Source organism: Petrachloros mirabilis (assembly GCF_975968855.1).
Genome location: NZ_CDLUDY010000222.1, coordinates 1 through 11,914, shown reverse-complemented (window position 1 = coordinate 11,914; position 11,914 = coordinate 1). Strand labels below are relative to the sequence as shown.

General features: G+C 53.7%; 12 protein-coding genes. 5 read left to right on the top strand and 7 right to left on the bottom strand.

The window, feature by feature from the left end; all coding sequences use genetic code 11:
• Positions 1 to 108: 108 nt before the first annotated feature.
• Together ACWVCN_RS09200 and ACWVCN_RS09195 are read right to left on the bottom strand one after the other, a co-directional pair.
• Positions 109 to 1,155 (bottom strand): FAD:protein FMN transferase, encoded by a 1,047-nt coding sequence (locus ACWVCN_RS09200; RefSeq protein ID WP_455245272.1) that lies wholly within the window; start codon positions 1,153 to 1,155, stop codon positions 109 to 111.
• Between the two features lie 26 nt (positions 1,156 to 1,181).
• A complete protein-coding gene (locus ACWVCN_RS09195) occupies positions 1,182 to 1,802 on the bottom strand; it encodes a hypothetical protein (RefSeq protein ID WP_455245270.1) in 621 nt (206 codons plus the stop codon).
• A gap of 462 nt (positions 1,803 to 2,264) precedes the next feature.
• Here ACWVCN_RS09195 and ACWVCN_RS09190 point away from each other — a divergent pair, with 462 nt between their 5' ends.
• The 5 genes from ACWVCN_RS09190 (at position 2,265) to ACWVCN_RS09170 (ending at position 6,192) form a co-directional block, all read left to right on the top strand.
• Positions 2,265 to 3,686: a porin gene (locus ACWVCN_RS09190; RefSeq protein WP_455245269.1), complete on the top strand. Its 1,422-nt coding sequence runs from the start codon at positions 2,265 to 2,267 to the stop codon at positions 3,684 to 3,686.
• A 63-nt stretch (positions 3,687 to 3,749) separates the two neighbouring features.
• Positions 3,750 to 4,205 carry a hypothetical protein gene (locus ACWVCN_RS09185; RefSeq protein ID WP_455245268.1) on the top strand — a complete coding sequence of 152 codons (456 nt, stop codon included), beginning with the start codon at positions 3,750 to 3,752 and terminating at the stop codon, positions 4,203 to 4,205.
• The gene (locus tag ACWVCN_RS09180) at positions 4,190 to 4,870 is read left to right on the top strand and encodes an FMN-binding protein (protein WP_455245267.1); all 681 of its coding nucleotides are present in this window, start codon (positions 4,190 to 4,192) and stop codon (positions 4,868 to 4,870) included. Before ACWVCN_RS09185 ends, ACWVCN_RS09180 begins: the two co-directional genes overlap by 16 nt.
• Positions 4,871 to 4,894: 24 nt before the next feature.
• A complete protein-coding gene (locus ACWVCN_RS09175; RefSeq protein ID WP_455245266.1) occupies positions 4,895 to 5,413 on the top strand; it encodes a hypothetical protein in 519 nt (172 codons plus the stop codon).
• 104 nt (positions 5,414 to 5,517) lie between these two features.
• Entirely contained in the window at positions 5,518 to 6,192 is a 675-nt protein-coding gene (locus ACWVCN_RS09170; RefSeq protein ID WP_455245265.1) for an HD-GYP domain-containing protein, read from the top strand.
• 134 nt (positions 6,193 to 6,326) lie between these two features.
• On the opposite strand, the gene bfr (ACWVCN_RS09165) is transcribed toward ACWVCN_RS09170, so the two are convergent.
• The 5 genes from bfr (ACWVCN_RS09165) to ACWVCN_RS09145 form a co-directional block, all read right to left on the bottom strand.
• A complete protein-coding gene (gene bfr / locus ACWVCN_RS09165; RefSeq protein ID WP_455245264.1) occupies positions 6,327 to 6,797 on the bottom strand; it encodes a bacterioferritin in 471 nt (156 codons plus the stop codon).
• 8 nt (positions 6,798 to 6,805) lie between these two features.
• The gene (bfr, locus tag ACWVCN_RS09160) at positions 6,806 to 7,282 is read right to left on the bottom strand and encodes a bacterioferritin (protein ID WP_455245263.1); all 477 of its coding nucleotides are present in this window, start codon (positions 7,280 to 7,282) and stop codon (positions 6,806 to 6,808) included.
• Between the two features lie 225 nt (positions 7,283 to 7,507).
• The gene (topA, locus tag ACWVCN_RS09155; RefSeq protein WP_455245262.1) at positions 7,508 to 9,847 is read right to left on the bottom strand and encodes a type I DNA topoisomerase; all 2,340 of its coding nucleotides are present in this window, start codon (positions 9,845 to 9,847) and stop codon (positions 7,508 to 7,510) included.
• A 78-nt stretch (positions 9,848 to 9,925) separates the two neighbouring features.
• On the bottom strand, positions 9,926 to 11,065 hold the full coding sequence (dprA, locus tag ACWVCN_RS09150) for a DNA-processing protein DprA (protein ID WP_455245261.1): 1,140 nt from the start codon (positions 11,063 to 11,065) through the stop codon (positions 9,926 to 9,928).
• Between the two features lie 74 nt (positions 11,066 to 11,139).
• A partial coding sequence (locus ACWVCN_RS09145; RefSeq protein ID WP_455245260.1) for a ribonuclease E/G occupies positions 11,140 to 11,914 on the bottom strand: 775 nt, incomplete at its 5' end.

The window sequence follows — 11,914 nt, the reverse complement described above, 5'->3', positions numbered from 1 at the left end:
GTTCAGCTGTAACGTTGTTTACTTGGTCCTTGAAATACCTGGTTTCGAGGTCCGAACAAGCCATTGCCGTTCCGAACAAGATAATGGAGATTAGCTTCCGGAGACCGTTCATCGTTCAACTTCCTTTTCACCCGATTCCGTCTCCAAGCGAACCCGATGACGCAAGCCGGATGAAACGTGTATCTGCCCCTCGCCATCGACAATGATCGCCTCAACATTCTCCAGATGCTCCACAAGCTTCATCCCTCGCTCAGGCCCCATCACAAAAATTCCCGTATCGAGCCCATCGGCCCAGACACCATCCTTGGCAATCACGCTGACGGTCTGACAACCGCGAGCAGGCTGAAGCGTAGCGGGATCAAGAATATGGTGATAACGGATTCCGTCCTTCTCAAAGAACCGTTCATAGTCGCCGGCCGTCGAGATTGCCTCGTCCTGAAGCTCGATCCATGCTAGGACAGCTCCTTCCTTACGCGGGTGTTGAATACCGACTGGAAAACTCTTCCCTCCCGGCAAACGCCCAAACGTCTTGATGTCGCCCGAAAGGGCGACGATGCCGGCCAGGGCTCCTGCTTTCTTCATAGCCATGGCAGCTTCATCGGCGGCATACCCCTTTCCAATCCCCCCGACGTCGATCCGCATTCCCGACTTCTCGAGTGAAACTGTTCGCTCCCGGACATCGGCATGGACGGCCCTGAGATCCACCAACGGCTTCAATCGCTCAAGTTCGCTTTCAGTCGGTACGCGAGATTGGTCGGTCACCTTCCACAAATCGAGAGCGGGACCGATCGCTATGTTGAAAGCACCCTCCGTCACATCAGCTACCTCCAGAGCTCGCCTCACTAACGACAATGTTTCAGGAGCGACTTTCACCGGCCCCTTTCCGGCCGATGCATTCACACGCGACAGCTCACTCGTAGGGATCCAAGTGCTCAGGAGTTCTTCCAGTCTATGGATTTCTGCGAACGCGGCGGTTGTCACAGCTTGCGCCTGTTCCTTCGTCGACGCCACGGCAGTCACTGTCACCAGCGTTCCCATGTGCATTTGGGCGCGCTTGAGAGTGACGGGTTCGGAAGTCGCCAGAAGTCCCTGGCAGCCCATCGCCGCTACCCAATACAAACCAAAAAGCGAAAGCATCACCACCCGCACGAGCATGTCTTGGGATTCTCCTCGATCTATTATTACCAATTATGTCGCCTGAAATACCGCGAGTACCGCGGGTAGGGCATGACTTCATAGAGGCGGGCCTGACTCTGAGATGGATACGGCATCACCCTTTTGGTCGGTAGCCGCTCCTGTTCAGGATATCCGAGTTCCGGCAAATTCGCCTTGAGATCCTGGGAAGAATCGTGCTCAACGATCGACAAGGCCACCATGCGCCCATACCGTGGTGAATCCACACCAAACCGCCACGTTCCCAAATCGGTCACAACACCGGGCTCTACGAAAAATTCCACGTCAACGTTAGCCATAGACAAGAATGGTCCCTCGCTTATCTGAATGCGATTCACACGATAATCCCCGGGGGCGAGAGAGAGGGCGAAGAGTTGGTCGCCGGATTTAAATAACACTGAAAACCGCTCATCTGTATGCCGATTCACCAGTTCGAGCCTTCGCAGGTCCGGCAAATAAATCCTGGCTCTCTCACCCGCGATCACCGTCGCGACTCTCCCGGTCACAAGACTTTCACCCTGACCCACCGACTCGGTGATCTGGGGTAGATTTGTTGTACAGGCAGCGAGCAAGAAAACAACAGAAGAGAGGAAGATGGCTAAAGAGTTGATTTCCTTAAGACGCGTCATGATTTCCATTCGCTAATTATACAGAAGCCATCGATTTTATTAGACTAAACCCATGGCCTCTAATAGCCATACCCCCTTGACACAGAATCGAGCGGTGTAATATTAATAATCGTTCTCAATTTCATTTAACAACAGTGCCCTTGTACGTTATGCCGATTGCAAATTCAGAAGTCCATTCTTCGCTGGACCAACATGAGACTCGCTGCGAATGCGGCCAGCTCATTGCAAAAGTCCGTGGGCAAGGTCTCGAACTCAAATGCAAACGTTGCAAACGCATCGTCGTGATCCCCTTCTCGTCCATCGAAGGATGGAGCACGTTGAGCACATGAGCACCGTTACGAAAGGAGGCACCGTCCGAGTATCCGTATTAGAACCTGTACCATTTATCATTTCAAGCCAAGGCCAGAGACCCTCGAGTCCCGAGTCAGACCATCACCCTATTCAAATGTTGGAGGTTTTACCATGAGGATCAGGTCAATCCTCGGGGCTCTCGTTATCGCCAGTTTGCCGGCTCTACCGGTTTTGGCTGCCGACATGTCCCCGGAAGAGATACAGAAATTAGTCGATGAGGCAGTCGAAAAGAAGATGCAGGAACACGAACGGCGCGAAGGCAAAATGGAGCCCCGAGAGTTGAAGGGGCCTGCCGGCCAACAGTACCCCGTCCCTACCGGACCGATTACCGATATTAAAGTGGAGCGAGCCGGTGAAGAGAGGGTCCCGCTCGGATTCGGTTCAACCGGGTCAGGGAAACTTATCTATGCCAAGCCGTTCTTGAGCGCTCCAAAGGCCACGGTCGGCGGCTACGTGGATGTCATGTACAACAACCTCTCACGGCAGAATCTCGACAATCCAAGCCGCCATTCTTTCGGCCAACAGCGGCTGGTCCCTTTTATCTACGCGGACATCACCGAGCATGTGAAGTTCGCGACGGAAATCGAGATCGAACGTGGAGGGCCTAACACTCCGCAGGGAGACGGCTCACTGCAACTTGAGTTCGCTCAACTGGACTACTTGATCAAGGAATACATTAATCTCCGCGCGGGAATTCTTTTGATGCCGGTCGGCAAATTCAACTTGCTGCACGACTCGCCCCTCAACGACCTAGTGGACCGGCCGATGGTGTCGAGAATCATTATCCCTAGCACCTGGTTCGAATCAGGTGCGGGTATTTATGGAACAGTCTATCCAAGTTCGCTCTCCAAACTTGACTACGAAATCTATGCGGTCAACGGTATGAGCTCGACTGCCGGAGCAATAACGGATCTCGGTGTACGGAGCGCGCGCGGCAGTGTGTCCCGAGACCGAAATGACAGCAAGGCTGTCGTGGGCCGCGTCGCATTCAGCCCGATGTTGGGAATCGAAGTCGCCGGATCCGGCTACCATGGGGTCTATGCCAACTCAACCCCAACAACTGGTACCAGCTACCTCGATGTCTTTGCACTCGATTGGACCTTGCAGCGTGGGCCATTTGAAATAATCGGAGAGTCCGCATGGTTGCGAATTAGCAATAATGGGACCGGCCCGGCAGGCATGCAAGGCTATTACGTCCAAGGAAACTACCACTTCATGCCGGAATTCCTGAAGAACTTGGCTCCCAGTCATTTCACAGAGGCCTCGACGTTCACGGCGGTCGTCCGTTGGGAACGTGTCGATACCGACACAGACAATCGCACCCTCGCATTGGCACAGGGGAATCGGCGCGAATTAGAGCGGTTGACACTCGGGTTGAATTTCCGCCCGGTCGAAGACACGGTTTTTAAGTTCGATTGGCAGTTCAACACACAAAAGAATGCACAGGGGCTCGTCAACGGAGGAGATTTAGGGACTTCCAACAGTCCGATCAATGGAAACGGATTCTTGATTCAGGCAGCGACCTATTTCTAGTGGAAGGGATGATCCCTCCCCGCCTTTGTGGGGAGGGATTACGAAATAGAGCACAACGGAGACATGTTCTCGAAAACGAAACCAGCCTGGCTTGGGCTATTCCTACTGAGTGCCTGCGCAACGTTGAGCGGGGGGCAGGAACGCTATGCCGTATGCACCTACGATCGGGCGTGGGATGCTGCGATCGATGCCGTGAAAGACCGTTCCATCACTCTGAAGAACAAGGAAAAGGGTCAGATTGAAACGGCCTGGCTGGAAATTCCCATGCAGGGACGGACCTTTGGTGTCCTTCAACGTGAAATGGCGGACAGCAAAGATCGGTCCCGAATCATCATGTCGGTGAAGCAGATGAGCGACGTGGTCAAGGTTAGTTTTACCGAAGAGCGGCAGCGTTGGGCCTTTCGTGGAGGATCTCGCCTGTTTGGATGGGCGGCAACGGAACCTTCAGAAGAGGTCATGACTGATGTTTATACCCGACTCGAGAAGAAATTAAAGGAGCAGGGATGCGGATTAAACTGACACGAATCATTCTCACGGCTGTTCTCTGTTGCATGACAGGAACGAATGTTTATGCGATTGAACAGGTCTGGGATGACGAACTTCGCCGATATTTGAAGGATGACGACTTCAAGTACGAGGAGTTCATGTCTGAGGAAGAAGCCGTCAAGCTCATGCTTCCAAAGTCGAAGCAAATTCAGAAAGAAGTGATTCGCCTCACGCCTGAATCGAAAGAACTGATCCAGCAACGAATCGGCTGGAAGTTTCCTGAAGAGTCATTCGACTTGTACATCGGACGGACCGACAGCAAGATCGACGGTTACGCGATGGTCCACAACACCATCGGCAAGTACAAGGTTATGACCTATATGGTCGGAGTTGGTCCCAAAGGGAGCTGCACCAATGTCGAGCTCCTCGTCTTCCGCGATGCCAGGGGAAGCGAAGTCGGCCGCAAACGATTCAATTACCAATACGAGGGGAAGACCGTGTTGGATCCCATCAGGATCAACAAGGACATCATCAACATCAGCGGCGCTACCATGTCGGTGCGGTCCATGAGCGCCGGCGTGAAACGTGTACTCGTCCTAATCGACGAATTCTATCTGAAGCCGGCCGGGCTCGGCAGTGATACCGTTGCCGCCCGCAAGTCTGACAAAGGCTTCTTTTCTGCTATATTTGGCAATTGATACGAGCGGACCGAGCGTCCCCACATGAAAAATTTCAACCAGCGCTTCAAACTCCGCGATTCCGACAGACACCTTAGGATGCTCTACACTCAGTTCTTGCTTTTGATGCTGGTCGGATTTCTGTTCTCCTTTTTCTGGGCGCACAGTATGACCGGACTTTCTCCACAGGGCATCGCCGATCACTATCGAGGATCCGACGCGACGTTTGGAGAGCCGATGTCGTTCCGCGAACTGGCTGAGATCACGCATTTTCACCTCTTCACGATGCCGGTCGTATTCATGATCCTCGTCCATGTACTTTATTTGACGAATGCCAGTCCCTCGACCAAAATCCTGATGAGCTGGCTCTCCTTTACAGGTGTTGGATTGGATCTCCTATCGCCCTGGCTGATCACATACGTGTCGCCGGTCTTCGTCTTGACCATGTTGACCGGAGATACTCTCATGATGGTCACGTTTCTCATCATGATGTGGATCCCCTTGTACGAAATGTGGATTTTGAAACAGCCGCTCATGGCGGGGAAACGGCCTGAACAGACATAAGGTAGATACCGCAGTACAGTTCTCATCGGCCAGAGGTTATTCGCCCAGAGCCCAAAACCAGGAAAATGGTTTTGGGCTTTTTGTTGCCACATGGAAGCACAAATATGAAGACGATCTATCCAATCGAGACGCTTCCGGTCATCGAACGCATTCAGCGTCTACTTTACAAGATCGACCGACTTCGCCTCCCTAAGCGGTCGCGCCGAGACGTGGTCAGCATTCTCGTCCGGCAGGTCAGCAAAGAACTCGACCGCCACCTCCTCTGGCAAGCAGGCCATGGGCGCCGGACGGCATCTGTCGCGATCAGCCTAGGAGAATCCCTCGGCCTCTCCTTCGAAGCCCTGCACCACCTTAAGCTCGCGTCCTATCTTCATGACATCGGCCTATTGATGGTTCCGCAGGCAGAGCGGGGAGACGACACGCCTGATACGTACGAAGCGATTCAGAACCATCCTCGGGTCGGTTCCAACATTCTGGAACCCTTTTCGTTTCTAAGAGAGGCCTCGATCCTGATCGCCCACCACCATGAACGGTGGGACGGGACCGGATATCCCTACGGCATTCGTGGGACCTTCATTCCTATTGGCGCGAGAATCCTGTCGATTGCCGACGCGTTCGACGCGATTCGCGTCCCTAAGATCGCTGATCACACGATGCGGAACTGGGTCGCGTTCCGAATCCTTCGAGTTTCTGCTGGGACACAATTCGATCCGACGATTGTTGAGGCACTCCGGGAAGTCCTGCAAAGGGGCAAAGAGAGAACGGTGTCTACCCGTTGAATGAATCGGCCGGTGACCCACACACCGGCATCGAAGTGGGAGTTCTGCCGCTCCCACTTCCAGGGCGGGGGCCCTCGCATCCTCCTGAGGCCCCCGCCTCCCTTTCACGATTCGATTAAACGATTTATGGAAGGTTATTTCTTGATCTGCTCTGCAAGATAGTTCTCAACCCCGACCTGTTTAATGGCTGTGAGTTGAGTTTCGAACCAGTCCACATGCTCTTCGGAGTCCACGACCATATCTTCCAATACATGGCGAGTCGTAAAGTCTCCGACCTTGGCACAATGAGCAATGGCCTTCCGAAGTAGGTCGACGTCTTCGCATTCGAAGGCTCGGTCGGCTTCGAACAACGTCGAGACATCGCGTCCTCTTGCCACCGCATCGAGTGTCCCGACATCCGGCGTCCCCTCCAAATAGAGGATATGATCGATAAGACCGGCTGAATGGCCGACCTCGTCCTGCGCCAGATGGCTGAAGTGTTCGTGCAATCGCTCGTACCCCCAGTCTTTACACATTGCCGCGTGCAGAAGATATTGATGAACAGCGGTGAGTTCCGCTCGCAGCACCTGATTGAGAAATTCCACGACACCTTCTTTGGCTTTCATAGCTCGCCTCAGCCTTCCTTCTTGATCTGTTCAGCCAAATAGTTTTCCAATCCTACCTGCTTGATCGTCTCCGTCTGAGTCTCGATCCAATCGATGTGCGCATCTACATCTTTTGCCATGTCCTCAAGCATATGCCGCGTCGTAAAATCCGTCACTTTTGTGCAGTGCACAATGCCTTCATTGAGGAGGCTTAGCATCTCTTGTTCAGCCTTCAAATCCAGTTCGAGCTGTTCCTGAACCGTCTCGCCGACATGCACAGCGTTCATCCGCTGAACGTTCGGGACGCCTTCAAGATAGAGGATGTGCCCGATCAACTCATCTGCGTCCTTCATCTCATCGATGCTCCGTTCCCGCACTTTGTGGTGCAGCCGTTCGTAACCCCAGTTATCGCACATCTTGGCATGTACGAAGTATTGGTTGATGGCGGTCAGATCGGCGGTCAGAATCTTGTTGAGCAGATTGACGACCCCTTCCTTCGCTTTCATCGGCTTCCTCCCTCCTCTTTTAACCGGGTAGGCCCTCACGATCAGGGGCTCAATTGTTCTTAATCTTGGCGGAGAGTGAGACCTCTCAACCGCACAACATTATCGATCGGTCACGAGACTTCGTCAACCGACTTGTGCCGGACAAAAAAGTTGATATCGGTTCTCAGTTTCGGAAGATCAAGGTGAAGGCAGAATTTTGCAGACGGGTCGACGGATGGAGAAAGATCAGCCGGCTTCTCGATAGCCACAATCTTCATTACGACATTGCACACTTCGGCCCGCCTGTTTGCTGACCTTTTCGACCAGGAATGGAGCCTGACAGGTTGGGCAGACTTTATTGACCGGGCGGTCCCACAACGCAAATTCGCATTTCGGATAGTTGCTGCATGCAAAGAACGAGCGGCCTTTGCGAGTCCGCTTTTGGACCAAATCTCCGCCGCAACCTGGTTGTGGACACTTCACACCCAATGCCAAGGGCTTCGTGGTCTTGCATTGGGGATAAGCGGAACAGGCGATGAACTTGCCGAATCTTCCGGTCTTCACCACCATCGGACTCCCGCATTTGTCACACATCTGATCGGTCGTAATTTCCTGCTTCGGAACGACTTTGATGGTTCCGTCAGGGAGCTTTTCGAAATTCTGCGTGTTCTTGCAGGGAGGGTCGTCCTTGTATCCAGGACAGGCAAGAAACTTCCCGTTCCGCCCCCACTTGATCTCCATCATTCTTCCACACTTCTCACAGGGGATATCCGTCGGAGGTTCCACCGTATCCTTCGGGCCTGGAATCGTTTTGGCCTTTTCAAGATCAGCGGTAAACGGATTGTAGAAATCTCGTACGGCTTCGACCCAGGGCTTGTTCCCCTCCTCAATTTCATCGAGCTCCGCCTCGAGTTGCGAGGTGAAGTCGACATTCACCACGTCCGGGAATCCTTTCAGCAGGAAATCGTTGACCGTGCGACCCGTCTCAGTCGGGACGAACCGTCCCTCCACCTTCTCGACGTACTTACGTTCTTGAATCGTTGAGATAATTGCTGCATACGTCGACGGTCTCCCGATCCCCTTTTCCTCCAATTCTTTGATCAAAAGCGCTTCGTTGTAACGGGGAGGCGGTTGGGTAAAGTGCTGCTTCGAGGTGATGCCGGGAACCGTCTGCTCCGGTTGTTCAACCAAATGTAACCGTTCATCTTCGCTGAGGGATGGCAATTGACGTTCAGAGCTGTCGTCAACTTCTTCCTCCTGCTTCGGTTTCTGCACCGCCAGTTCCTTGTCGATCCCTTCCATATAAACGATCGTGTGACCGGGGAACTTCACGATTGTTCCGCTGGAGCGAAACAGATATTTGACTTTCGTCTCAAGCGGCGTGGATTCGACCCTGGTCACATCCAGAATTGCCGGCACCATCTGGGATGCGATAAAGCGGTTCCAAATCAACTTGTAGAGATTATATTGGTCGGGTTCCAGGTATTGCCTGATGGATTCCGGATCGCGACCAGCCGAGGTCGGTCTAATCGCCTCGTGTGCCTCCTGGGCCGCCTTGGACGTTTTGTAGACGTTGGGGGTCGCCGGGAGATACTCAGGCCCAAATCGTTCTTGAATCAGCTGTCTGGCATCGGCCATCGCTTCTTGCGAAATCCGCGGCGAGTCTGTCCTCATGTAGGTAATGAGCCCGGTCGCCCCTTCAGATCCGATTTCGATGCCCTCGTACAGTTGCTGAGCCAAGGTCATCGTCTTTTTTGGGGTAAAGTGCAGCTTACGCGCGGCCTCTTGCTGAAGTCGGCTTGTAATGAAGGGCGCGACTGGATTCCGTTTCTTTTCCTTCCGTTCGATTGCCGTGACAGTGAACGGCTTCCCTTGAATGGCCGCAACCACCTTCTGCGCCTCTTCAGCCGTGCCTATCGATGCTTCTTCACCGTTAACACTATGGAGCTTCGCTTCGAACGAGGGCGGATTCTCACCTGCGAGTTGAACGGTGATCGACCAATATTCCTCGGCGCGGAATGCTTCACGCTCCGCTTCCCGTTCACACATCAAACGTACTGCAACGGATTGAACGCGGCCCATCGAGAGACCCCGCCTTACTTTGTTCCACAACAATTGGCTTCCCTGATAGCCGACAATCCGATCCAATACCCGCCTGGCTTGCTGAGCATTTACCAACTTCATATCGATTTGCCCAGGCGACTTCAGCGCTTGCTTGATGGCCCGTTCGGTAATCTCGTTGAAGAGCACACGAAATACTTTCCCGTCGCGCTTCTTTTTTGATTTACCCCTCAATTCTTCCGCAAGATGCCAGGCGATAGCCTCACCTTCACGGTCAGGGTCTGGTGCGAGAAAGACCTTGTCAGCTTCTTCGGCTTTCTTTTTGATTTCCGCAAGAACCTTCGACTTGCCCTTAATCGTCACATAATGCGGCTCGAAATCATGATCCACGTCGACGCCCAGCTTGCTCGTCGGCAAATCTTTGATGTGACCGACCGATGCCATCACGGTATACCCGCGTCCCAAGTACTTTGTAATCGTCTTGGCTTTCGTCGGAGACTCGACAATGATTAACGACTTCGCCATATGAATTCCAATACCTTTCCCTATGATCCGTACCAAATATAGCAGACCAGTGCAACTGGTCAGGCGGGAAATAACTCTCTACACTTTCAGATAACGCTGTCCAGGCAGTTGACGAACCTGCCTCCGGAGCTCCAGAGACAAGAGCGCGACCATCACCGTCGACACTGGCAGTCCGGTGTGCTCGACGAGATGATCCAGCGTCGAGGGATCATACGAGAGGGCATCATACACCAGCTGTTCCTGATTTCCAAAACGTTCGACAAATTTATTGTCCGGTCGAGCGGAACCCAATCTAGATCGCAGCGTCTGATCAAGTTGCGGAGAGATTGATTCGATCACATCTTCAGCCCGCTCAACCAAAGTCGCACCTTGCTTGATGAGGGAATTTGTTCCGCGACTCGTCGTCGATTTGACGAAGCCAGGGACCGCAAAGACCTCTCTGCCTTGTTCCGCGGCCAGACTGGCGGTGATCAAGGACCCGCTGTTGACGGCCGCTTCGGTCACGATCACTCCGAGCGAGAGCCCGCTGATAATCCGATTCCTTCTTGGAAAATGCGCGCTGTGCGGCGGAGCACCAAGTGGCAACTCGGACAAGATCGCACCCTGAGTTTCAATTTCACGCCGAAGCCGTTCATGCTCAGACGGATAGGTCCGGTCGATCCCGCATCCCAACACCCCGATTGTCCGACCCCCTGCAGCAAGGGCGCCACGATGGGCGGCCGCATCGACCCCGCGAGCAAGACCGCTCACAATCGTAAACCCGGTAGCCGCAAGTTCCTTCGCTAAATCTTCCGTGAAAACACGTCCGGCATCAGTCACACGCCTGGATCCCACCACCGCCAGAGCCAATTCGTCCGCTTCGGTCATCGACCCGGATACATAAAGAAGAGGCGGGGGATCTTGGATCATGCGCAGGCGGAAAGGGTACGAGACATCGAGGATCGATATGACCTGGATGTGACCCTGTCGAATCTCTTTCAATTGGCGGTCGATGCGCCGGCAGCTTTCGGAATCAGGCCCTTGCAAGATCGACTCGGCCAACCTTGCACTACAACCACGCCCGATCAACTCGTCCCTCGAGGCGCGCAGCACAGCATCGGGACTTTTCCATTCACGCACCAGTGTGAGAAGAGTATGGTCGCCTATTCCGTCAATCGATTGCAGCGTCAACCACCCTTCAAGGGAAGGGTTGACCTCGTGAGGTTCGAGGTGAGTCACCTCCACACCTTTGGCGAATGCTTGATTACGAATTCGGGATGGTATTGTCCGATGCCCTGCATGACAATTTTATTCTAGAGGACGGCAAGATCGTACTGTTCGAGATGCAATTGCTCATCCGGCATCACAATGACCTTTGCCGCGCATTCTTGCTCCATCGCTTCCAGCCCCTGACGTTCTTCGTCTAATAACAGCCCCGCCACGGAAGGATGGGCCCCGACAATAATTCGCTGCTGCTCGTTGCTGGTGCCAATCCGGCGAATCTCGCGGAAGATCTCATAGGCCACCGTAGTCGGCGACTTGGTGTAACCACGGCCTTCGCAATATCGACAGGGCTCGGAGAGCGAGCGAAGCAGGTCCTCCCGCACGCGCTCGCGCGAGATTTCGATCAGGCCGAGATCGGAGATGCGAGAAATCCTCGTCCTAGCCTTGTCGGAGGACATCGCATCGACCAATGCATGATAAACCTTGTCCCGGTTCTTTTCCCGTTCCATATCGATGAAGTCGACGATGATGATCCCCCCGATACCGCGCAGCTTGACTTGATAAGCAACTTCCTTCGCTGCCTCCAAGTTGTTGCGTAAAATCGTCTCCTCTTGATCGCGCTTCCCCACAAAGCGTCCCGTGTTGACGTCGATGACCGTCATCGCTTCGGTATGGTCGATCACGAGATAGCCGCCGGACTTGAGCCACACCTTTCGGCTCATCGCGCGAGCGATCTCCTGTTCGACTCCAAGATGATCGAAGAGGCTCTCATCCTTGTCGTAGAAGTGAATTCGCGCCGTCTGCTCCGGAGAGAAGCGCTGCACAAAATCGCGGACCGCTTCATACTCATCTCTTGAATCGATC